Source organism: Bradyrhizobium sp. ERR14 (genome assembly GCF_014198235.1).
Taxonomy (GTDB): Bacteria; Pseudomonadota; Alphaproteobacteria; order Rhizobiales; family Xanthobacteraceae; genus Bradyrhizobium.
In genome coordinates this window covers 41,051-62,532 of record NZ_JACIHD010000025.1, presented here as the reverse complement: position 1 = coordinate 62,532, position 21,482 = coordinate 41,051, and the positions used below count along the sequence as shown (strand labels likewise).

Annotated in this window: 17 protein-coding genes; 6 read left to right on the top strand and 11 right to left on the bottom strand. The window is 65.8% G+C overall.

Features of this window, described 5'->3' with window-relative positions:
- Window positions 1–73: 73 nt before the first annotated feature.
- Window positions 74–1,801 carry a hypothetical protein gene (locus GGD62_RS36115; RefSeq protein WP_183713193.1) on the bottom strand — a complete coding sequence of 576 codons (1,728 nt, stop codon included), beginning with the start codon at window positions 1,799–1,801 and terminating at the stop codon, window positions 74–76.
- A 423-nt stretch (window positions 1,802–2,224) separates the two neighbouring features.
- On the opposite strand from GGD62_RS36115, the gene GGD62_RS36110 reads away from it, so the two are divergent.
- Window positions 2,225–3,073: a caspase family protein gene (locus GGD62_RS36110; RefSeq protein WP_183713190.1), complete on the top strand. Its 849-nt coding sequence runs from the start codon at window positions 2,225–2,227 to the stop codon at window positions 3,071–3,073.
- 178 nt (window positions 3,074–3,251) lie between these two features.
- On the opposite strand, the gene GGD62_RS36105 is transcribed toward GGD62_RS36110, so the two are convergent.
- The 5 genes from GGD62_RS36105 to GGD62_RS36090 all read right to left on the bottom strand — a co-directional run bounded on the left by GGD62_RS36105 (window position 3,252) and on the right by GGD62_RS36090 (window position 6,330).
- Window positions 3,252–4,142, bottom strand: coding sequence for an efflux RND transporter periplasmic adaptor subunit (locus GGD62_RS36105; RefSeq protein WP_183713187.1), 891 nt, complete (start codon window positions 4,140–4,142; stop codon window positions 3,252–3,254).
- Window positions 4,143–4,396: 254 nt separating this feature from the next.
- Window positions 4,397–4,567, bottom strand: a complete 171-nt coding sequence (locus GGD62_RS36100) for a hypothetical protein (RefSeq protein WP_018321596.1) — start codon at window positions 4,565–4,567, stop codon at window positions 4,397–4,399.
- 71 nt (window positions 4,568–4,638) lie between these two features.
- Entirely contained in the window at window positions 4,639–5,781 is a 1,143-nt protein-coding gene (locus tag GGD62_RS36095) for a lactonase family protein (protein WP_183713184.1), read from the bottom strand.
- Between the two features lie 126 nt (window positions 5,782–5,907).
- On the bottom strand, window positions 5,908–6,039 hold the full coding sequence (locus GGD62_RS41615; RefSeq protein ID WP_256375113.1) for a hypothetical protein: 132 nt from the start codon (window positions 6,037–6,039) through the stop codon (window positions 5,908–5,910).
- A gap of 81 nt (window positions 6,040–6,120) precedes the next feature.
- Complete coding sequence (locus GGD62_RS36090) at window positions 6,121–6,330, bottom strand: hypothetical protein (protein WP_183713181.1); 210 nt, start codon at window positions 6,328–6,330, stop codon at window positions 6,121–6,123.
- A 131-nt stretch (window positions 6,331–6,461) separates the two neighbouring features.
- On the opposite strand from GGD62_RS36090, the gene GGD62_RS41610 reads away from it, so the two are divergent.
- Together GGD62_RS41610 and GGD62_RS36085 are read left to right on the top strand one after the other, a co-directional pair.
- The gene (locus tag GGD62_RS41610; RefSeq protein ID WP_256375112.1) at window positions 6,462–6,584 is read left to right on the top strand and encodes a hypothetical protein; all 123 of its coding nucleotides are present in this window, start codon (window positions 6,462–6,464) and stop codon (window positions 6,582–6,584) included.
- 138 nt (window positions 6,585–6,722) lie between these two features.
- Window positions 6,723–7,295, top strand: a complete 573-nt coding sequence (locus GGD62_RS36085) for a hypothetical protein (protein ID WP_183713178.1) — start codon at window positions 6,723–6,725, stop codon at window positions 7,293–7,295.
- A 63-nt stretch (window positions 7,296–7,358) separates the two neighbouring features.
- On the opposite strand, the gene GGD62_RS36080 is transcribed toward GGD62_RS36085, so the two are convergent.
- Window positions 7,359–10,022 (bottom strand): EAL domain-containing protein, encoded by a 2,664-nt coding sequence (locus tag GGD62_RS36080; protein ID WP_183713175.1) that lies wholly within the window; start codon window positions 10,020–10,022, stop codon window positions 7,359–7,361.
- 231 nt (window positions 10,023–10,253) lie between these two features.
- A complete protein-coding gene (locus GGD62_RS36075) occupies window positions 10,254–10,973 on the bottom strand; it encodes a hypothetical protein (protein ID WP_409333981.1) in 720 nt (239 codons plus the stop codon).
- 179 nt (window positions 10,974–11,152) lie between these two features.
- On the opposite strand from GGD62_RS36075, the gene GGD62_RS36070 reads away from it, so the two are divergent.
- Complete coding sequence (locus tag GGD62_RS36070; RefSeq protein ID WP_183713172.1) at window positions 11,153–12,190, top strand: LysM peptidoglycan-binding domain-containing protein; 1,038 nt, start codon at window positions 11,153–11,155, stop codon at window positions 12,188–12,190.
- A 247-nt stretch (window positions 12,191–12,437) separates the two neighbouring features.
- Window positions 12,438–13,688, top strand: coding sequence for a Spy/CpxP family protein refolding chaperone (locus tag GGD62_RS36065; protein WP_246800426.1), 1,251 nt, complete (start codon window positions 12,438–12,440; stop codon window positions 13,686–13,688).
- Here the strand turns inward: GGD62_RS36065 and GGD62_RS36060 are convergent, their stop codons facing one another.
- From GGD62_RS36060 to GGD62_RS36050, 3 genes are all read right to left on the bottom strand, one after another.
- A complete protein-coding gene (locus tag GGD62_RS36060; RefSeq protein WP_210318037.1) occupies window positions 13,689–14,516 on the bottom strand; it encodes a hypothetical protein in 828 nt (275 codons plus the stop codon).
- Window positions 14,517–15,702: 1,186 nt separating this feature from the next.
- Window positions 15,703–18,150 (bottom strand): adenylate/guanylate cyclase domain-containing protein, encoded by a 2,448-nt coding sequence (locus GGD62_RS36055; RefSeq protein WP_183713162.1) that lies wholly within the window; start codon window positions 18,148–18,150, stop codon window positions 15,703–15,705.
- A 252-nt stretch (window positions 18,151–18,402) separates the two neighbouring features.
- Complete coding sequence (locus GGD62_RS36050) at window positions 18,403–20,469, bottom strand: AsmA family protein (RefSeq protein WP_183713159.1); 2,067 nt, start codon at window positions 20,467–20,469, stop codon at window positions 18,403–18,405.
- 245 nt (window positions 20,470–20,714) lie between these two features.
- Here GGD62_RS36050 and GGD62_RS36045 point away from each other — a divergent pair, with 245 nt between their 5' ends.
- Window positions 20,715–21,389, top strand: coding sequence for a Crp/Fnr family transcriptional regulator (locus GGD62_RS36045; RefSeq protein ID WP_018321583.1), 675 nt, complete (start codon window positions 20,715–20,717; stop codon window positions 21,387–21,389).
- Window positions 21,390–21,482: the final 93 nt, after the last annotated feature.

Genomic DNA, 21,482 nt, shown 5'->3' with positions numbered 1-21,482 from the left:
GGCGAGAGATCGTGGGCACGGCGCGAAGAGCGCCTTTGCCCACCCTACGGCACCGTGTCTGAGGCACTCACCCTCACCGCCCCGTCATCGCCCGCTTCGCCACCGCCAGCCCCATCAGCACGAACGCCGACGTCACCTCCGGGCCGCCCACCAAAATCCGCGTCGGCGTCTTCATCTTGTTCCACTCATAGGCGCGGAACGGGCCGCGGCGGCCGCCTTCGCCGAGACCGGCGACGATCACGTTCAGCGCCGGCGCGAAGGCGCGTGGGTCGGCGCCGAGATGGCCGAGTGCGATCAGCGCCAGCGCCGCGTCGAACACGTTCATCTCCGCGGCCATCAGCTCGCCTTTGACGTAGGACAGCACGCGATGGCGGATGAAGTCGAAATCGCCGGCGGGATCGATCGCGGCCTGCGCGGCCAGCGGCAGCGCCAGGAACGCCGCATAGCAGCGGCCGAAATAGGCGCTGTAGAGCTCGGGCAGATAGTAAATGTGCGAGCGCGGATTGGCGAAGGCGCCGCTCGCCGCCAGCCGCTTCTGGAAGCCGATGATGCGATGCACCGTGGCGAGCCGCGCGGGCGTCTCCAGGACTTTCCAGCGGGCCAGGTTGCGAAAGCTCACTTCGAGAATGTCGAGATTGAGCGTCGGATCAAGATCGTTGCCGTAGGGACGCTCGCCCTTGAGGTTGTCGATCCAGGTCGCGACGCCGCCCTCATAGTCGATATTGTCGTTGAGCGGCACGGTCACGCGCGGTTCGTTGACGCCGGCGCGCACCTGGTAGCCGGCGTAGAAATCCAGCAGCGGCTGGTCGATGATCTCATCAAGGCAGCCGGCCTGCGTCGCGGCCGAGATCGAGCACGCCGTGGTGTCGCAATCCGGCACGTAGACGCCGAAGCCGAGATCCTGCTTGATCTGCGCGAAGTAACGGGAAAAGCGCGGATGCGGCGGAGGCGCCAGCGCGGTGACGACGTTGAAGCGCGCGCCGTCGATGCCCTCGACCTCCTCGCGGCTGATGTTGACGCAAAAATTCACCATGTCGGCGATGGCGCGTTCGGCCGCAATCTTGTCGGCCTGGGAGGCGAGTCCGGTCTCGCCATAGCTGAGCAGCGCCTCGATGAAGAACGCATCGTAATAGGCCGAGCGGTGGCGGATCTGCACCGGTTCCCACATCGGCTCGGCGATCCCTCGCCAGGGCGGATTGACGACGGCCCGGGCTGGCGAGCGCGCGATGAAGACGCGGGCGAGGTTGAACAGCAGCGAGGAATTCTTGTAGCCGCGCGCGTTGAGGCCCGTGAGCGCCATGATCAGCTCGCGGCCGCGGAAATCAGGATCGCCGATCAGGTTGAAGGCGGCGTAGGTCGGCAGGAAACCGTTCTTGCGGTAGGAGCCGAGCAGATGCTGCGCGCAGTCGCGGATCACGCCGTCGATCTGCGACTCTGGCGGCGCGGAGCCGGTGAACATGGCCGGCGGCGGCTTGGGGTGGTCGAGCGCGATGCTGTCGACGAGATCGGCGACCGGCTGGCCGACCGCCGCCCAATCGGGCTCGGCCTCGTCGCGGGCGCGAACCAGCGCTTGGCGCAGCGCCGTCAGCCTGGCCTCGTCACGCAGCTCGGGCAGTCCAGCCCGCCGCAGCAGCACCCGCAACGCGGGATTGCCGAGCGCGGTCTTGTAGAATTTGGCCAGATGCGGATCGCCGCTGGCCGTGACAGACAATACGGGGTCGCAGACGTCGTAAAGCGAGGGGCCGTCCTTCCGGGCGGTCAGCGCCCGGCAGGCGGCGCCGGCAAAATAATGAAGGCTCATGAAATACCTGGTCGCGGGGCCTTGGTCGGGGGCCGGCACGCTCCCATCTGCGCGCCGCCCCCTTGCCAAGTCGTTGAAAAGGCTACCCGGATTCGCAGGAAATACAAATGTGATGGAGGTCACGGAAAAAGCCGGCACGAAGGCTGCATGATCGAGGCTCGAAATGGGGTGCCAGGGGGCAAGAACGCACAAATCTAGCTTGGAGAATTAACGAACATCTTCAGTCGCTTAGCTCAATTTTTGGGCAATCTATTGCCGGGGAGGCGATATCCGGTTAAGGGTTTGTTTGGTGCGGCGCCGCAAATTGCGCGCAATTCGGGGGCACATCCCCGGCCAATCCCTCAAACCTAAAGACGCTATCGCGCTACTCAAACAGTGTGCGCGCGCTTGGCTGGTCTTTGGCACTGACAGGAATGAAGCGAGATGAATGTTAGGCAGCTCGACATTTCCCGACGCACGATCGCGTTGGCCGCGGCCCTCATCGGCACGGTGTCGCTCGTGATCGGCGCCCATGCTGCTCTCAACATGCGCGCGATCGACGCCGCCAAGGCCGTCTCGACCGACCAGATCACGGGCTCGATCGCCCAGACCTCGCGCCTCGCCCTCGTCATCGGCAATGGACACTATCCCGACGCCAGCGCGCCGCTGACGCAGTCGATCAACGACGCCCGCGCGCTGTCCTCGTCCCTGCGCAAGAACGGTTTTGACGTCGACATGGTGGAAGACGCGACCAAGGACGACATGATCCGCGCCGTCAATCGCCTGAAGTCCCGGATCAAGCGCGACACTGTCGTCATGCTGTTCTTCGGCGGCTACGGCGTGCAGGCGGGACGCGAGAGCTACATGCTGCCGGTCGATGCCGTGATCTGGAAGGAAAGCGACGTCCGCCGCCAGGGCGTCTCGATCGACGGCGTGATCGACATGATGAAGGAGCAGGGCGCCAAGGCCAAGCTCGTCGTCGTCGATGCCTCGCGCCGTAACCCTTACGAGCGTCGCTTCCGCTCCTACAGCCACGGCCTCGCGCCGATCAACGCGTCCGACAATGCGCTGATCCTGTCCTCGGCTTCGCCCGGCAAGGTCGTCGACGACGGCAAGGGCGAGCACAGCGTGCTGGTCAGCGAGTTCCTGAACAACCTCAGTGCAAAGGGCAGCGCCGAAAGCGTCTTCAACAAGACCCGCGTCGCCATCTCCCGCGCCAGCGAAGGCGACCAGGTCCCGACCGTGTCCTCCTCGCTGCTCGAAGACGTCCATTTCGGCGAAGCCGGCGGCTAGTTTTTCTTACCCTCCCCTGGAGGGGGAGGGTCGATCGCGCGAAGCGCGAGCGGGGTGGGGTGATCTCTCCCCACGAACAGTGCCCGTGCCGAGAGATCACCCCACCCCGTCTCACATTTCGCTCCGCTCAATGTGAGCCGACCCTCCCCCTCCAGGGGAGGGTGAAGCAGCGCGCCGGCTACTTCGCTGCTTCCGCGGCCATCACCGGGCGTACCGGATCGCCTTCGCGCAGCAGCGCGCCGGCGCGGGCGACGACGACATCGCCGTCGTTGAGGCCGTCGCGGACCTCGATATTGCCGCCCGACATCAATCCGACCTCGACCCGCTTGGTCTCGACCCGGTTGCGGCGGATCACCTGCACCACGGTGCCGGCGGATGAATATTGCACGGCGGTCAGCGGCACCGCGACGTTGCAGCTCTGCCCGGTCTTGATCAGCGCGCGTCCGCTCGCCTTCAGCAGCAGCCGCTTCTGCGAGGAGATGCCGATATAGACCATGCCTTGCTGGATGTTCGGCTCCACGGTCGGGCCGATGCGGCGCACCTTGCCGTCGATGTCGCCGGCGCCGGCGATCCGCACGGTCGCCGGCTGATTGACCGCGAGCTTGCGCATATCGGTGGTCGCCACCAGACCGACGAGATCGTATTCGCTGCGCGCCACGATCGTGAACAGCGCCTCGCCCTTGGCCGAGGCCAAATTGCCGATCTGGGCGGTCGACGTCGCGATCACGCCCGCCACCGGCGCGGTGACCTGCAGGGTGCCGCCCTCGGGCAGCGCCAGCCGCGCCAGCACCTGGCCGGCGGTGGTGGTGTCGCCGGCTTCCGCCAGCACGTCGGTGACCTTCAGGCCCGGACGCTCGGGCCGCACCGACGTTTCCTCCCGCGCGATGATCGTGCCGGTGGCCTCGACGATGTCGGAGAAGCAGGACTTTGCGACTTTCAGCACCGTGACCGCCGGCCCCTTGGGCGCGTCGTCATCGGCGGCTCGGGCCGGATAGGGACCGAGGATGAGCATGCCGGCGACGGCTGCGGGACACAGGCTTCGAACGACGGCACGGGGCAAATGACGCATCGGAAATTCCACGGGTTCTATGCCTCCAATCGATAGCAGATGGCAGGGCTGCGGACTACGGCAGCGTTGTCCCAAAAGGAAGGCCACGCCACCGCGGGCCGACGCAGCAAGCCTTTGATTAGTCGCGGGATTGGAGAACAGGTTCGCATTTCCCGGGCGGCGCGCCGCGGGTCGGCACTACTCCAAAGTGCCGTCGATCACGGTCCTCTCATCGGTCAACGGCGCAGGTCGCGGCGCGGGCGGTAAACGGCGCGTCAGCCGCGGCGCTCACCCAGCAGCTTGCCGTTGGCCCGGTCGATCAAATGCAGGCGCGTGCAGGCCGGACAGGACACCGACACATGCGTGCGGTCGGCCGGCTCGTCGCCGAGCCGATGCTGCACGTTCATGCCGGTCTGCGGGCATTTGAAGACGATCTGACGGTCCATGAATGATGATATGACGACATGGCGCGCTTTCCGAAATTACGGATGATTACGTAGGTCGGCGGCGGCGCCCCTCACGGCAGGTTCAGGAACTCCACCCAGTTCGGCTTCTTGCCGGTGGGGTAGGATTTCAGCTTGGCCAGCGCGCCGCTGCCCTGGTCGATCGCATAGACCGTCATGCTGTCGGAGAGCTCGCCGACCGCGGCGAGGTAGCGCCCCGTCGGATCGATGTGGAAGCCGCGCGGCTGCTTCTCGGTCGGCACGCTGCCGATCGTGGTCAGCTTGCCGCTGGCCGCATCGACCTTGTAGGCGGTGAGCGTGTTGGTGGTGCGTTCGGAGGCGTAGAGGAAGCGGCCGTCCGGAGTGATGTGGATGTCGGCGGCCCAAGGCTTCTTATCAGACCCTTTTCCGTTAAAGCCCTCCGGCAGTGCGGTGGTGCGCTGGATCTCGTCCCAGGCGCCGCTCCTGGCCTCGTAGGTGAACGCGGCGACGTCGCCGTTCAACTCGTGGATCAGATAGACGAACTTGCCGTTGGGATGGAATACAAAGTGCCGAGGGCCCGATTTCTCCGGCACCTTGTGGGCTGGCGGATCGCTCGGCGTCAGCGTACCGGCCGTGGCATCGAACGCGAAGGCCAGTACCTGATCGGAGCCGAGATTGGTCGCGAACGCGAAGCGGTTGTCGGGCGAGGGCAGGAAGGCGTGCGCGTTCAGCCCGGTCGGGATCACCTGTTTCGGATCGCCGGCGACGCCGTTTGCAAGAAGCGGATTCAGCGCGACCTTGTTGCCGCCATAGGAGGCGCTGAACAGGAATTTGCCGCTGCGGTCGACGGCGATGTTTGCCATGCTGTCGGCGAGCGGGCCGCTGCCGATAGGGCTGAGCTGGCCCGTCTTGGGATCAATCGCAAAGCTCACCGCGAGGTACGGCTGCGAGCGGACACCGGCGATCAGCACGCGGTGGTCGGGCGTGATCGCGAGCGGCGTCGACGAGCCGGGCTTGTCGACGCCCTTGAAGGCGGCCGTCTGCACCGGAATCATCTCGCCGCTCTCGGTCATCTTGAACACGCTGATGTCGTTGCTGTCGGCGTTGCCGACATAGGCGAAGGTCTCGGCCATGCCGGCGTGGACTCCAGAAATGAGAGTGAGGGCTGCGAACAGGGTGGTGGCGATTGCAGCGCGTGGTGCTTTGGATGCGATGCGTCGGGTCGGTCTCAACATGGGCTCCTCCTGAGGGCCGGTCGCGGCCTTGTCGTTTTGCCGGCGAGGATAGCGGGCGGCGCGCCGCCGCACCAAATTCCAGTTGGGATTGATCGATGCCGAAATTGTATCGGTCGCGGGGAGGGACTACCGCATCGCCGCGGTCCGGGAGGGCAGATGCGGGCTGGACGGATGCGCGGGCGGTCCGAGCACGGCCCAGACCGCGACCGCAACCAGAGCGGACGTCAGGATGGTCCAGGCGATGAGCCGTTTCCGCATCTGGTCGAATCCGTCGCTGTCATGAAGTCGCGGGGCACCCGGAATCGTGCACTGCAAACCGCGGCAATCCTATGAACTCGTTCACAGGCGAAAACGGCGGGCGCAAGGCGAACCAATGCCGCGCGAGCGCATTGAACCGGCATGCCCCGTGAAAACGATCTCGAAGGTAAGCCCGACATGGGCGGCAAGCATGGCGGTCAAGCCGGCCAGCCCAAGTCGCCGCCGCGCCCACACCAAGGCGAACACGATGAGGACGTCGTGGCAAAGCGCCACACCGGCCAAACCGATCACGCCTCGCCGCCGACCAAATCAAAATAGCGCCTCGCCGCGCGGCCGTGCCGCGCCGCGCGTCGGGAACGGCGGCATCGCTGTGCCGTTACCCCGGTCCCGCGGCCGTGACAGATCAAAACGGAGGCTGGCTCGTGTTTTGGATTTATTGGAACACCGCCTGGTCGCTGATCATCAGCGGCATCATGGTCGCCACCATCGTCAGCCACCCCGACGCGGAGTTCGTCGAGATCACCGCGGCAAAACAGAAGCTCTGAGCCCGCGCCAGGAGTCGTCGGCGATGACCGCCTGTGACCCTTTGCGGACGCCTTGAAGCCTTGTCTCGATTGGCTTGTTCAGCTTCAATCGCCGGGCGCCGGCTTTGGTCCGGCTTGGATGTGCCAGGGGGAAATTGAATGAGCCCATCCGCACCCATCAGCGCCGCCGACGCGATCAGCACGTACGTCTTTGCAAAGGATGGCAATCGACCGCAGATGATGAGGGACGCCTTTGCCTCAGACTGCGAATTGGAGATGGTCGTAAAGACCGACGCCATCTCATTCCCAAGCTCCGCAAAAGGGCTGGAGCAAGTTACCGACGTACTGGTGACGAGCTTCGGCGATCAATACCAGAACGTCCGGACTTTTTGCCTCTCCCGTCCGACCTCACAGCAGCTACCGCGTTTCCGTTGCGATTGGCTCGTCGGGATGTCGGCAAGGCAAGGTGGTGCGGTTCGCGTCGGCTGCGGACGCTATGACTGGCGCTTCGGTTCCGGCCATGACGGCCGCGTCGAGAAGCTCGCGATCGAAATCGAAGTCATGAGTGTACTTCCAGCCGAGATGTCGAAGCCGATCATGCAATGGCTCGCGGCCTTGCCGTATCCCTGGTGTTCAAGCGCCCAGGCCTGCGAGAGTATTCCAGCCATTGACGCCTTAGAGCCGATCAAGCACTTCCTCACGGTAACGAGCGAGGCAAACCAGCAGTCATGAGTTGTTGAGCAGGGGTGCGGCTCATCAAGTCCGGATTTGGCCTTAAAGCCAGACGTGGCGCCGCTAAGCCGCAACCGCCTGCGTCGCCAGCAGCTGCTTCAATTTCGCCGCCGGCACCGCCGGGCTGAACAGCCAGCCCTGCATCTGGCTGCAGCCGAGCTGGCGCAGCACCTCGCGCTGGGCTTCGGTCTCGACGCCTTCGGCGGTCGTCGCCATGTGGCGCGCGGCGGCCATGTGCACCACGGCCTGCACGATCGGCGAGGAATCTTCGGACTGACCGATGTCGCTGATGAAGCTGCGGTCGATCTTGATCTTGTCGAACGGGAAGCGGTGCAGATAGCTCAGCGACGAATAGCCGGTGCCGAAATCGTCGAGCGCGATACGCACGCCGAGCTCGCGCAACTGCTGCAGGATCGTCAGCGCCTCCTCGTCGTCGCGGATCAGCACGGTCTCGGTGATCTCGAGCTCGAGCCGTCCGGGCGCAAGCCCGGACTCCGCGAGCGCGGCCGCGACCTTCAGTGCCAGCGTCCGCGAGCGGAACTGCACCGGTGAGACGTTGACGGCGATGTGAATCTGGCCGGGCCAGGACGCGGCCTCACGGCAGGCCTGCTTCAGCACCCACTCGCCGATCTCCCCGATCAGTCCGGTGTCTTCCGCCACGGGAATGAAGTCCGCGGGCGAGACCATGCCGCGCTCGGGATGACGCCAGCGCAGCAGCGCCTCGCAGCCGGTCACGACATTGGCCGCGAGATCGACCAGCGGCTGGTAGTGCACCTCGAACTCGCCGCGAGCCAGCGCCTGACGCAGATCGAGCTCGAGCTGCCGGCGCAGTCTCGCCTTGGCGTCGTATTCGGGCGTGAAGATGCGGTAGGTGCGACGCCCCTCCGATTTCGCCGCGTACATCGCAAGATCGGCGCGCTTGAGCAGGTCGTCGAGATTGTCGCCGTGGTCGGGCGCGATCGCGATCCCGATGCTGGCATCGGTCGGGATGTCCTGGCCCTTGCAGTCCACCGGCGCGCGCAGCGCCTTGAGGATATCTTCCGCCAGCGCCGACAGCTCGGCCGGATCGCGAGTGCCGGCCTTGACGATGGCAAACTCGTCGCCGCCGAGCCGCGCGACGAGGTCATTGCCGGAAACGCAGGCGCGCAGCCGGTTCGCCACCTGCCGCAGCAACTCGTCGCCGACCTCGTGTCCCAGCGAATCGTTGACGCCCTTGAACTCGTCGACGTCGATATAGAGGATGGCGAACGGCTTGTTCTGGCTGAGCTCGGCGACGCGCCGCTCCAGATGACCGCGCAGCAGCACGCGGTTGGGGAGGTCGGTCAGCGCGTCGTAATGCGCCATATGGGCGATGCGTTCGTCGGCGCGGATGCGGGCGGTGACGTCGTCGTGGGTCGCGAGCCAGCCGCCGGCGGCGCCGGGCTGGTTCTTGATCTCGACCAGGCGGCCATCCGCGGTCTCCACGATGGCGCTCTGGGTGCGCCCGATATGGCTCAGAATGTCGTCGCAATAGGTCTCGACGTCGCCGTGGAACGAGCCGGTGTCGTGGCGGTGCCGGATCACGCCACGGAAAGTGGCACCGGGCTTCACCACTTCAGGGGACAAGCCGTACATCTCGATGTAGCGCCGGTTGCAGACAATCAGTCGCTCGTCCTGATCGAACATCAGGAGCCCTTGCGTCATCGTGTTCATCGCGGTGTCGAGCCGCTGTTTCTCCAGCGAGAGCCGGTGCGTCACCTGGCGGAAGATCAGGAACAGCGTGAGCACCAGGAGGCTGATCGACAGCACGGCGATGGTGACGAAGAATTTCGTTTGCGTGCGCCAGGTCGCAAGCGTCGCATCCAGCGACTTCGTCGCGACCACGACCAGCGGCTCGCCGGCGAGCAGGCGCGAGGCGACGATGCGGTCCTTGCCGTCGATCGGGCTGGCGAGCTGCATGGAGACGAAGGTGCGGTCGAACACCGCGATCTGCTCCGGCGTGCCCTTGCGAAAGTTCTGCCCGACCATCGCATCGACACGCGGAACGCGCGCCAGCAATTGACCGTTCTGGTGATGCATCGCGATCGAGGATTCCTCACCGAGCCCGGTCGAGGCGAAGAAGGATTCGAGCTGCTCGGGCGCGATCGCGCGCGAGACCACCCCAAGGAATTCGCCATGCGGGCCGGACACGCGCCGCGCGAACACGATCGCCGGTCCGTTGCCGATCCGGCCGTGCACCACCTCCACGTCCTCCTGCGCGGTCGGATCGTTCTTGAGGCGGTTGAAGTAGCCGCGGTCCGCGACCGAGACGTCGGCGACCGGCCAGCGCCGCGACGAATTGATCAGCATGCCCCTGGCATCGAACACATTGGCGCCGGCAACGTCGGCCCAGCCGCTGGCTTTCGCACGCAGCACCTCGTGCATGGCGAGCGTGCCCATCTCGCTGCGGAAGACGTCGGCGGATTCGATGCCGCGGCTCTCGAACTCGGTGATGATGCTCTTCTGCAGCACCGCGAAATCCTCGAACTCGCGGTCGAAATGCCGGGCCAGCAGGCGCACGGTGTTTTCAAGGCTGTCGCGGCCGCTTTCGATCGCATTCTGCCGGAAGCGGTCGACGGTGAGCGCGGTGCCGATTGCGGTCGCGGCCATCAGCACGAAGCCGCCGACGATCAGCCATGTCAGTGGCGCTCCCCGCCAGCGACGGAGCAGCGCGCGCATGCGCGCGGTCCATCGGATCGATGTGCCCATGCAGCCCTCCCGTGGGATGCAAGGTGCAGCAAAACCGACAAGACCCCGTTACCAGCGAAGGTTAGGGAACTATGAATCGGAACGGAATCAGTGGGTTGGTTCCATCGATCGCGGAAGCTGCCGTAGGGTGGGCAAAGGCGCGCTCTTCGCGCCGTGCCCACGACCCCTATCCGCATCATCCAACGTGATCGGTGGGCACGCTACGCTTTGCCCACCCTACGAGACCACCATTCACCGCTTGATCTCCCAGTTCAGCGCTTCCGCGTTGCCCTTGGCGAACATCTTGGGGACATCGAACTGGCCGGTCTTGAGGTCATAGCGGCATTTCCAGTCCGCGAGCCCTTTCACGGCGACGTTCTTCGGATGCTTGTCCATTTCGCCCGACAGCGAGATCAGCAGGTAGCGGTTGTTGGGCCAGTCAACGCCGAGCCAGCGATAGGCAGTTTCGGTGCTCTTCATCAGATTGGCCGAGATATGGTAGTCGAGCTTCATCTTCTTCGTGTCGGGACGGCTGTGGAAATAGGCCCAGGCGAGATCGCTGAGTGATTGTTTCGTCGCGCTGACGAAGGCGCCGTTCTCGACATGATAGAGAAACAGATCCTGCGAGCCTGAGCCGGTCTTCTGCATCCGCACCAGCCATTGCGAGTCGCTGGTGAAGCGGAAGCCCGCGCCGTAGCCCTGCTCCGGCTTCAGCTCCGTCATCTGGTCGCCGCGTCGCGCCCAGACCTGCCATTTGACCTCGAACAGGTCTTCACTGTCCTTCATGTATTGCTCGAGCCTGGTGGCACCGTCAGGCGAGGTGAAGGCGAGGTCGGCATTGTCGGTGAGGACGAAGCCCGGCGGCGGGCCGGAGGCTGCGAGCGCTGGGGAAGCTGTGAGCGTCAGGGCAAGCGCCAGCCCGAGGGCCAGACCGAGCGCCAGATTTGGGGCGGAACGGCAAAATGTGGTCACGGGAAAATTCCTCAAAAAATGCCGCGATGCGGTCTCGCGAGATTTGACGCCGGCGGGGTGGCGCCGGTTCATCCCTGAGTGCCGGGACGGCGGTCTCATCCCATCGACCGTCTTGCTGCCGCAGCCAATTCGGCGCACCTTGCCCCCTCGGCTGATTTGCCATCCAAGGTTCTTTTCCGATGATGACCGCATCCAAGGCCTTCATTGCTCTTTGCCTGCTCGCCCTGGTCGGCACCGTGCTGGTGATCGGCCCGACCGAGCTGCGCCGCCTGCTGCCGGACGGGACCAAGACCGTCGTCGCCGCCACGCCCGAGGCCAAGGTCGAACCCAAGGTCGAAGCCAAGGCCGAGCTCAAGCCGGAGCCGAAACCGGAACAGCCAAAGCTTGCCGCCGCCACGCCGCCTGCGCCCGCACCAGCTCCCGAGCCGAAGGCGGGCGCGCTGGCCGAGACCCAGAAGCAGGTCACGGCCGCGCTCGCCGATCTTGCACCGGTCAAGCCGCCGCCGGCTGTCGCCGACACCGGCCCCCGTTTCGACGTCGCCCGCGTCGACGATCACGGCGAGGCCGCGGTGATCGCGGGCCAGGCCGCGCCGGGGGCAACGGTCGAGCTGCTGCGCGACGGCAAGCCGCTCGATACGGTGACTGCCGACGCCTCGGGCCAGTTCGTGATGACCCCGCCGCAGCTTCCCGCCGGCTCCTATGAATTGACGCTCCGCGCCAGGGCGCCGGATGGCACGGTCATGCAGTCCAGCCGGACCATGCCGGTGACCATCGCCGCGGTGGCGCCGCCGCCCGTGCGTCCGGCACCGGTCGCAAGGCAAGACGTGCGGCAAGATTCGAAGCAAGCCGAGAAGCCCGACGACAAATCGGATGTCGTGGCATCCCTGCCGTCGGCCTCGCCGCACCTCGCCTCGGCATCCGACAGGCCCGCGGTCCGGCCGAGGCTGGGCGGCGCGCCGAAGCCCCGGGTCATGGCGAGGGCGCCAGCGGCGACGACCGTTGCATCTGCCTCGCCGGCGGACGCCCTCAGCGTTGCGCCGGCAGAGACAGGCAGCCGGGTGATCTCCCGCGGCGACAGCCTGTGGGCACTCAGCCGGCTCGCCTATGGCGACGGCGCCCGCTACGCCGTGATCTTCAAGGCCAACCGCGACAAGATCCACAATCCCAATCTGATCTATCCCGGCCAGACGTTTGTGATGCCGCAAAAGGCGGAGTGAGGGGCGGTCTTGCTCTTCCTCTCCCGCTTGCGGGAGAGGAAGCCGAGCGCCGATCCTGCACCACAGGCAATTGCCCAGCCTGAGAGATCAACCGCGACGCTTTGCCCTGTATTCCCAAGGAACATTTGGTTCCCCGGCGCGTCATCTCGATGCGACGCAGTGCGCGCTTGGCTGGGAGGAGGCCGAATTGGTCAGGTCAGCGGTCGTGTCAGGACGCGTGGGACTGGCGCTGGCGGGTGCCACCATCATGATTGCGGCCCTGCTGCTGCCTGGTAAGGCTGAAGCGCAGTTCGGATTGCGTGGCGGCCCGTTCGGTGTCGCCCGTTTCGCCGTCGGCCACATGATCGGCATGTCGCGGCTGCGCCATTCCCGTATGGCAGTGCGGGGCGGCCGCTACCGCTCCGCTGCCTTGAGATCGCAAGATCCGCGCGGTGCCGAGCGCGGCCAGCCAGCCAACCCTTACGTCCTGCGCGCGGCGCTCACGGCGCAGGCCGCGCTTTCAGGCTGGCAGGGCGGTCGCCGCCCGCAGGGCTGGTGGCGTCATCCCGACGGCAGCTACGGCTGGGTCGGGCCGGTGTTCTGGCCGTTCGCGCATGACGACCTCACCAATGCCGTGATCTTCGGCGATGCGACCAGCCTCTCGCTTTATGGCTATGGCGACATCTACGCTGCGATCTTTGCGCCCTACGCGGCCGCCGAGCTGGCCGCCTACACCGCGCCGCAGGGCAAACGCGCGCGCCGAATTCCGTCGGCGCAGAACGTTTGCGATGCCAGCGATCCCCCCGGCTTTCCGGTGGATCGCATCGCCTCCACCGTGCAGCCCAACGAATTGCAACGCACCACGCTCGACGAGCTCGTAAATGCCTGGAGCGAAGCCCGCGACAGCATCCGTGCCGCCTGCCCATCGCAAGTGCCCGCGACCGCGGCGGAGCGCCTCGGCCTGATGCGCGAGCGGCTCGAGGCCATGATCAAGGCAACTGATGCGATCGCGCCGCCGCTGGCGAAGTTCACCAAGTCGCTCGATGACGATCAGAAGGCCCGGCTCAACGCTCTCGGCAATGAGCGCCGTGCCGCGCTCGCGGCCATGCAGCGCAAGGATACGAGCAAGGATACGAGCAAGGATGCGCAGGCCTCAAACGCCTGCGACGCCGACAGCGATCCGCGCTATGACGAGAAGCTGCAGCGGCAGTACGAGCAGCTCGTGCAGCAGCAATGGCCCGCGGGCGACATTGCCACCACGCTCCGCCTCGACGAGACCGCCCGCGCCCGCTTCGAGGTGCTGCAGGACACCACGCTGCGCACGATGCAGACGCTGAGCGCCTGCCCGGCGGAAGCCGCTGCGACTCCGCAGGCGCGCCTCACCGCCGCAAAGGCGCGGCTGGAGACGATGCTGCAAGCCGTGAACGGCGTCACCGATGCGCTCGACGATTTCGAGGCTGATCTGAGCGACGAGCAGAAGGCCGGCTTCGAGGCGATCGGGCCGAAGCGGGGGGCGTGATCAGTCGCACGCCCAGTCGAACTTCATGTCTTTGAAGTCGAGTTGCGCGTTGCCGCTGCCAAGATTGTAGCCGCCGAAATATTCCTCGAACTCGATGTAGAACGGGCTCATCTCCGGCACCGCCTGGCACGGCCGCATCGTGCCGCCGAGATGGTTGCGGGCGTGGTCCTTGCACCAATCGTGCAGGCGGTAATTGTCGGCGGTCGGGACGCCGCCCTCAAAGTAATAATAGGACTGATAGCCGGTCGGCGGGTCGCGCGGAATGTGCGGGTCCTGCGGGGCCTTGCCGGCGTTGGGATCATCAGCGCGCGGCGTCAGCGCGATCGCGAGGTTCGCGGCCAGTTCGGCACGCGGCGGGCCGGCGAACATCTTTTGCGCGAACGGCGCGGCCGTCTCGAAGAAGGCGCTGGCGCCGCCGATATCGAGCCAGCGCGGCCGGTCGGCCGTCGCCAGCGCAAGCGGCGCCGGCGGTGTCGCGAACGGGCCGTCATATTCGGCCCTGGTCAGCAGCAGCGCAGCATATTCGTAGTCGAGGATATCGGTCATGCGCGACAGCCGCGGATGCGAGGTGCGCGCCTGCACGGCCTCGCGGATTTCAGGGTCATCGGGCGCGCCGCCGTCATTGTGATCGGGCGCGGTGGCAAAGAACGACACTGCGACGATGTCCTCGCCATGGACGCGGTAATCCTCCGGCAGCAGCAAGGTGAAGCCGTGCATCAGCGGATAGCCGGTGACGGGATCGAGCGGCCATTGCTCGCTGCTGATGCCCGGCGGCAGGCCAAAGACCCAGCCGTGGTCACGCGCGCGATCGGCGGGACGGTCCAGCATCTGCAGATCATAAGCGCGCGAAGGCAAGGCAAGCGCCACAGGTGGTCTCCATTGGAATCGCCTCGCCGTTGAGGCGAGGGTTAGTCGCGGGGAGCAGGGATATGGTTCGGGGGAAGGGGATTGTCGGCACCGCCGTCGCCTCAAGCTCCGCTGTCGTCCCGGCGAACGCCGGGACCCATAACGACAGGGAGAAGTTTGGCGAAGATGAGGTATTCGGTACGTCGAACCTCACGCAACCGATAGATCACGCGGTGGGTCCCGGCGTTCGCCGGGACGACCCCGGGGAGTCCACTGTCCCCACAGCGCCCGTCATCGAGCGGATCGACGTCGCTCGATGAGGATCGCCGACCGTGGCCGGCTTGCGCTTCGTCGTCAGCATGGGTCACCTGTAGCTGTGGTCGTCCAAATAGAGGTCGGTCGCCTCGACTGTCTCTCATAACCCATTGATCCGACAACCCCCGTCTACTGTGCACGGGGTCGTTTGCTCGGTATCCGAATTTGTCATTCGAATAATCCAAAATTCGCTTTACTGGAAAAACGAAACACCCTATGCTCCCTTCTAACTCATCCCATGGTAAGGGACGGATCGCGATCGTCAGGGTTCGTGGGGTGAGGGGCGGTGGACGCGGGCGGCGTTGGCGCCAGATGCGGTCGCAGGGCGGGGTCTCCCCGTGAGCGATCAGCGGGCGCGTGTACGACGGTGCTGCCTCGCGTACGGCAAAATCGTGTGGTCGTGACGCCCGAATATCCGGCGTCAAGTCTTGCAGCGGTGCGCTGGTCCGACCGGACCTGCGCATCCCTTGAAAGCTGCAAGACAACGGTGGCAAAGGGATCGACTCACCGGCGAGAGCGCGACATAAGCCGTTTCAACCACTGCGCAGGGAAGGCCGGGCATTCGGCCGCACCTGTTTTCTCCCCTGTGAGCGAATACCACGCACTCATGCACAGGGGTCTTGCGGGTGCCAGCCGGTGCCCGGTCTTCCCTGCGCCCTTCCATTTCGAAGGGTGGCTAGACCAAGCAAAACCCGGGCGCAATGTGCCGCGGGATCGTGAAATGCTGTCGGTGAGCGATACAATGGCCTGTAGCCCGGATGGAGCGAAGCGCAATCCGGGACTGCCGTCGCTTGTGGCACGACCCCGGATTTCGCTTCGCTCCATCCGGGCTACACCAGCGCCAACGCCAGCTTTACCCCCTTCGCCGCACCGCCGAGGCGTCCACCACGTTCTCGACTTCCTCGCGCCAGTTCAAGATCTCCATCGCCAGCACGGGGTGATTGAAACCCTTGAGCTGGAGATCATCGAGGGCGCGCGCTTCGACCCAGGGCTCGACGATGCCGTAGACGCGGCGGCTTACCACGATCTGGTTGGGCTTGGCTTCGCCGCAGAGGCGCGAGGCGAGGTTGGTGACGCTGCCGATCGCGGCATATTCCAGCCGCTGCTCGAAGCCGACCTGGCCGAGCGTGGCATAGCCGACCGCGATGCCGATGCCGAAGCCGAGGCTGTGCCCGCGGTTGCGCCAGCGCTCGGTCAGCGGGCCGATGGTGTCGCGCATCTCCACCGCCATCTTCACGGCGCGCTTGGTGTGGTCCTCGAACTGGATCGGCGCGTTGAACAGGATCATCACGCCGTCGCCGGCATATTTGTCGAGCGTGCCTTCATATTTGAAGATCAGCTTGCCGAGCGCGGCGTGATATTCGCGCAGCACGTTCATCGCCTCTTCCGGCTCGGTCGCTTCCGTGAACGCGGTGAAGCCGCGCAGATCGCAGAACACCACGGTCACCTCGCGGCGCTGGCTGGTAAGCAGCCCTTCCGGGCTGTCGGAGGAGGCGATCAGCTGCGCCACCTGCGGCGCCAGGAAACGCTCGAGCTTGCGGATGCGCTCGATCTCGCCGAGCTGGGTCTTGACGCGCTCCTCGAGCGACTTGTTCCAGTTCTTCAATTGCTCGGTCTGCTCGCGCAGCTTGTCGGCCTGGGCGCGCACGGTCTCGTTCGCCGTCTCCAGGGCGTGGCTCTTGTGGTCGACCTCGGTGAACAGCCGCGCATTGCGCATCGCCAGCACGGCCTGGTTGGCGAAGGTGCGCATCAGGCCGATGATGCTGGCGGCGAACTCGCCGCTCGCGCGGCGCAGCACCACCAGCGAGCCGAGCGTGCCCTGCTGGTCGACCAGCGGCACCACCAGCACCGAGTGGAAGCCGGCCGCGATGGCGACCTCGCGCAGCGGCTGCTCGGCGGCGGCGCCAAGCTCGGCGATCGCGATCGGCTCGCCGCTTTCGGCGGCATCGCTCAGGATGTTCTGGCCTTCGTCGATGGTGACATGGGCGCCGTCGGCGGATTTGTCGATACCGTTGGCTTCGACCAGGTTGAAGCGCCGCGTCTCGGCATCGAAGCCGTAGATCAGCACCGCATCGGCATGGGTGATCTCGATCGCGCGCGCGGCGATCGTCGGCAGCACGGCGTTGAGATCGAGCGAGGAGGCGACGGCGCGGCCGACCTCCTCCAGCACCTTCAGCTCGTTGATCGACTGCGCCAGATCGCGCGTGCGCTCCTCGACCTTGGTCTCCAGGTCCGAATAGGTCTCCTGGATCTGGCCGGCCATGCGGTTGAACTGGCCGGCGAGGTCTTCCAGCTCGTCCGAGGTGCGTACTTCGATGCGGTGATTGAAATCGCCCTCGCCGAGCCTGTAGGCGCCGTCGCGCAGCGCCGTGATCGGGATGATCATGCGGCGGGCGAGCAGCGTGCCGGCGAGGATCGCGACCATGAGGCCCATGCCGATCAAGAGCGCGATGCGCACCAGCTGGTCGCGGATCGGCGTCAGGGCCTGCGTGGTCGGCTGCTCGAACAGCACGCTCCAGCCGAGTTTCGGCACCGTGCTCGCGGCGCTCATCACCGCATGGCCGTTGAAGTCGGTGCCCGAACTGTCGCCCTCATGGCCGGGCGCGATCGCGGCCGCCACCTGCGGCAGCTTCGACAAATCCTTGCCGACATCGGGCCCCTTCGACGACGTCGCCAGCACGCGGCCGCGGGGATCGACGACATAGGCAAAGGCGGCCTTGCCGACCTGCGCGTCGGACAGGAAATCGGAGAGAAAGCTGAGGTCGATCTCTGCCACGGTGACGCCGGCATTGAAGCCGGAATGCGCCACCGAGATCGACATGAACGGCGTCCGGTCGGCGAACCAGGCCGGCGCATAGCTGACGCCGCGGGCGACGGTGTCGGTGAAGCGCATGTCGCGGGAGAGGTCGGCATTGCTGCCGGTGGTGGTCGACTGGCGCGAGACGCGCAGCACCTCGCGGCCCTCGCCGTTGAGCTGGAACAGCTGGTTGACGACCGAGACCTGGTGCAGCAGCGATGCGTAGTCGGCACGGCGCTTTTCGAGGGTGTCCTGGCTCGCCCGCGTCACCCAGCTGATCTGGCGATCGAGCTCGGAGATCGACTGCTCGATCCGCCGGGCGGCGGCTTGCGCCTTGTCCTCCAGCCCGTCGGTCAGCTGGGTCTTGGTGGCGCGGTAGGAGATCCAGGTCTCCATCGCGCCGTTGACGGCGAGCACGAACACGACGAGGCCGACGAGGGAGACGACGTATTTGGCGAACAGGCCCTCGCGCAGAAACCGTGTCTTGTCGTTCGCTCCTGCCATCCCGATCCTCTCGCGCCGCCATCGACGCTGCGCGCTCACGGGCCATGCAGGCCCTTCCCGGCCGTTCTATCACAATTTGGGCCAAAGGACCGCCGCGCGGGCCGGGGACCGGCCGGCGTGGTTACTCCCTGTGGACGCGGGGGCCGGCGAAAGGCCGGTGAGTTGCCGCAGCCTCATCCGTTCGGAGGAAGCCGGTGGCGGGGAAGCTGATGTAAGGGGATTGCCGTGGAGCTAAGCCCGCCAATCCGCCAATCACCGGTTAAAGAGTTGCCGCAGCACGTCGTTCATTGGCTGACTGTCCTGCTGCGCGACCGGCGGGTCCTCAAGGGCCGGAGCCGCGGGCGAGGACTGCGGCGCGGGCGTGGAGGGCGTTGCCGGCAGGCTGCGGCTGCGGCCACTGCCCGGCGCGGCGCCAGTGCTGCTTCCCGCGCCGCTGGACAGCCCCTGCTGAATCAAATTGCCAATCGCCTCGCCCAGCGGGCCGCCGAGCAAATTGTTCTGGCCCGGCTGCTGGGCTTGCGGATTGGCGTTGCCGGCCGCATTGCCGCCGGGCGCAGGCGTGCCGCCGAGACCAAGGCTGCCCAGAATGTTGCCGAGCCCGGCGCCATCAGGACCGAACAGGCCCTTGCCCATCTCGCGCAGCTTGGCATAGGCGGCGTCGGGATTGTCCAGCATGCCGGCCATGTCGGGGTAGATCTTGGGCTGCGACCAGCTGCCCTGGATCATCACGGGAATGCCGAAGCCGACAGGCTCATTGGCGCGGCCCTGACCTTCGGTCGTCATCACCAGCTTCGGCTCGACGCGAAAACCCATCATCTTGGTGTCGAGGGCGATGGTGCCCGCGCCGGTGACGCGCACCAGCGGCCCGATCAGGTTGAGATCCGTCGTCACGGCCTGGCCCTTGTCGATGCGGAACGAGGCCGAAAGCTGCGACAGGTCGGTGCTTTGCTCCTGGCCGGCATTCTGGTTGTCCTGCCAGCCGGACAGCGTGCCCGATGTCAGCGAACGGATCATCTGCGCGACATTGATGCCGCGGATGGCGCCGTCCTGGAAATTGACGAAGGCCGTGCCCTGCATGTTCGCCATCAGCGCGCGCTGGCTGGTGCCCGCGCTGCGAAGAGCGAGCTTGGCCTGCAGCTTGCCGTCGATGCGGTCGAATTCGGCGAGGCCCTGAAGCAGCGGCAGCGCACGCACGCCGACGAGATCGGAATGCATGGCAAAGCTCGGCGCGCCGGTGGTTGCATCGAGGATCACCTCGCCGGAGACCTGGCCGCCATAGGCGCCGAGATTGGCGGTCCCCGCCTTCAGCACGCCGCCGGCGAGCTTCGCATCGAGCGCCAGAGGCGCGATGCGGGCATCACCGATCACGGCTTCGTTCGCGGAGATCCGCACTTGCGCATCGACATAATTGAGCCCGGAGACGTCGATCGGCGCATTGCTCCAGGGCTGCCCGGCGGCGCCCTCCGGCGATTTCGCCAGCGGAATCGCCAGCCGCTGGAAGTCGAGGTCGAGCTTGACCAGCGGCTTGCTGGCAATGTCGACCGAAGCCCAGCCGTTGAATGTGCCATCGCCGAGCCGGCCATTCACGCCGTTGATCATCACGACGTCGCCGTTCATTCGCATCTCGGCATGACCGTTGAGCTGAGACTTCAACACGTCGGGCATGTCGATGGCGAAATCCACCGGGATCGTCGGCCGGTCGGCCGGCGGCGCCGGCGTGGTCGCCTTGATGTCGAACTTGGTCGGGTGGTCGCCGACGCGCGCGGTGCCAGTGACATTGACCTTGCGGTCGCGGCCGATGGTCGCGTCGGCGTTGATGGCACTGATGCGGCCCTCGACGCGGTCGCGCACGCGCGAGAATGCGACTTCGCCGTCGGTGATCTTGACGCGGTCGATGGTCGCGCCATCCGCGTCGAGCGCGAGTGGCGGTTTCGACGAGCCCCCCGTGTTCGGCAGGCGTTCACGCAGCAGCGGCTGGTAAAGCACCGGATGGGTGACGATCAGCTCGCGGATCTCAGGGCGGCCCGACCACACGCTGGAGAGCGACATGTCGGCCTGCACGCTGTCGATCGTCAGGCGCGTGATGCCGCTGCGATCCCGGGGATCGGCAAGCGAGAGGTCGTTCAGGGTGACGTTCAGCGTCGGCCACAGGCTGATCTTGGTGGTGCCGTCGATCGACAGACGGTAGCCGGTCGCGCTCTCGACGCGCGAGGCGATCGTCGACGTCAGGAAGCCCGAGGGGATTCCGACCACCAGCAGGAGTGCGATCACGATGATGACGGCGGCCAATGCCGCGCCGGCGAATTTTACTACTCTCATCTCGACTTTCCACTGACGGACAATCGGCGTCGAATCCCGCCGGTTATCCATCCTTCGCGGCCGAGTTTATCCCCGGACGGGAAGCGGCTCCAAGCGCGTAAAAATAGTCAGGGGGTGCTGCAAAGTTATGTGACTTATGACACACTTCCCCGGCGCGGTTTTACGCGATCCTGATGGTGATGGTTTCAAGCGATTTGCCAAGCGTCTGACAAGATGACTGACCAGGACTTCACAAGGACATTGAAATGAGCAAGCAGGCCGAATTTGCGGTCATTTTGAAGATGAACGCGATGTTCGCGGATCTCGGTGCAGACGAGCTCCAGCGGCTGTCCAATCTCTGTCACACCCAGCATCTGGGGAACGGCGAGGTGCTGTTCCAGAAGGGCGATCCTGGCAACGCGCTGTTCGGCGTGCGCCGCGGCCAGGTCCGCATCGAGACAGGTGCCTCCGACGGCAGCCGGCTCACGCTCAATTTCATGGGCCCCGGCGACCTGTTCGGCGAAGTCGCGGTGCTGGACGGCCAGAATCGGACCGCGGATGCGACCGCTGGCGAGGCCAGCGAATTGTTCGTGCTGCGGCGCGAAGATTTCCTCAGCTTCCTCGAGCGCGAGCCGAAGGTCGCGATCAAGATCATCGCATTGCTGTGCCAGCGCATCCGCTGGCAGAGCGAGCGCATGGAGGAATCGATGCTGCAGCCGCTGCCGGTGCGCCTGGCGCGGCGGCTCTGCGCGCTGGCCGCCGATTTCGGTTCCGAGGTGCACATCTCGCAGGAGCAGCTCGGCGTCTTCGTCGGCGCCGCCCGCGAGAGCGTCAACCGCCAGCTGCAGGCCTGGCGCAAGGAAGCGATCCTCGATCTTCAGCGTGGCCGCATCCTGCTCAGGAACATGACCAAGCTGACCGCGATCGCGCGGAACGAGTAGGGCTCAGCCGCACAGCCCGCGAATGCAGGGCTTGCCGGTGCAGACCCAGGGCCGAGCGTGATCCGCGTGAAAGCTATTGGGGTAACATAGCGC

Coding starts and splice junctions, on each gene's coding strand:
- GGD62_RS36055 (WP_183713162.1), bottom strand. CDS start 18,150: ATGGCAGGAGCGAACGACAAGACACGGTTTCTGCGCGAGGGCCTGTTC.
- GGD62_RS36070 (WP_183713172.1), top strand. CDS start 11,153: ATGATGACCGCATCCAAGGCCTTCATTGCTCTTTGCCTGCTCGCCCTG.
- GGD62_RS36050 (WP_183713159.1), bottom strand. CDS start 20,469: ATGAGAGTAGTAAAATTCGCCGGCGCGGCATTGGCCGCCGTCATCATC.
- GGD62_RS36105 (WP_183713187.1), bottom strand. CDS start 4,142: ATGCGTCATTTGCCCCGTGCCGTCGTTCGAAGCCTGTGTCCCGCAGCC.
- GGD62_RS36110 (WP_183713190.1), top strand. CDS start 2,225: ATGAATGTTAGGCAGCTCGACATTTCCCGACGCACGATCGCGTTGGCC.
- GGD62_RS36100 (WP_018321596.1), bottom strand. CDS start 4,567: ATGGACCGTCAGATCGTCTTCAAATGCCCGCAGACCGGCATGAACGTG.
- GGD62_RS36045 (WP_018321583.1), top strand. CDS start 20,715: ATGAGCAAGCAGGCCGAATTTGCGGTCATTTTGAAGATGAACGCGATG.
- GGD62_RS36080 (WP_183713175.1), bottom strand. CDS start 10,022: ATGGGCACATCGATCCGATGGACCGCGCGCATGCGCGCGCTGCTCCGT.
- GGD62_RS36115 (WP_183713193.1), bottom strand. CDS start 1,801: ATGAGCCTTCATTATTTTGCCGGCGCCGCCTGCCGGGCGCTGACCGCC.
- GGD62_RS41615 (WP_256375113.1), bottom strand. CDS start 6,039: ATGCGGAAACGGCTCATCGCCTGGACCATCCTGACGTCCGCTCTGGTT.
- GGD62_RS36085 (WP_183713178.1), top strand. CDS start 6,723: ATGAGCCCATCCGCACCCATCAGCGCCGCCGACGCGATCAGCACGTAC.
- GGD62_RS36065 (WP_246800426.1), top strand. CDS start 12,438: ATGATTGCGGCCCTGCTGCTGCCTGGTAAGGCTGAAGCGCAGTTCGGA.
- GGD62_RS36095 (WP_183713184.1), bottom strand. CDS start 5,781: ATGTTGAGACCGACCCGACGCATCGCATCCAAAGCACCACGCGCTGCA.
- GGD62_RS36060 (WP_210318037.1), bottom strand. CDS start 14,516: ATGCTGGACCGTCCCGCCGATCGCGCGCGTGACCACGGCTGGGTCTTT.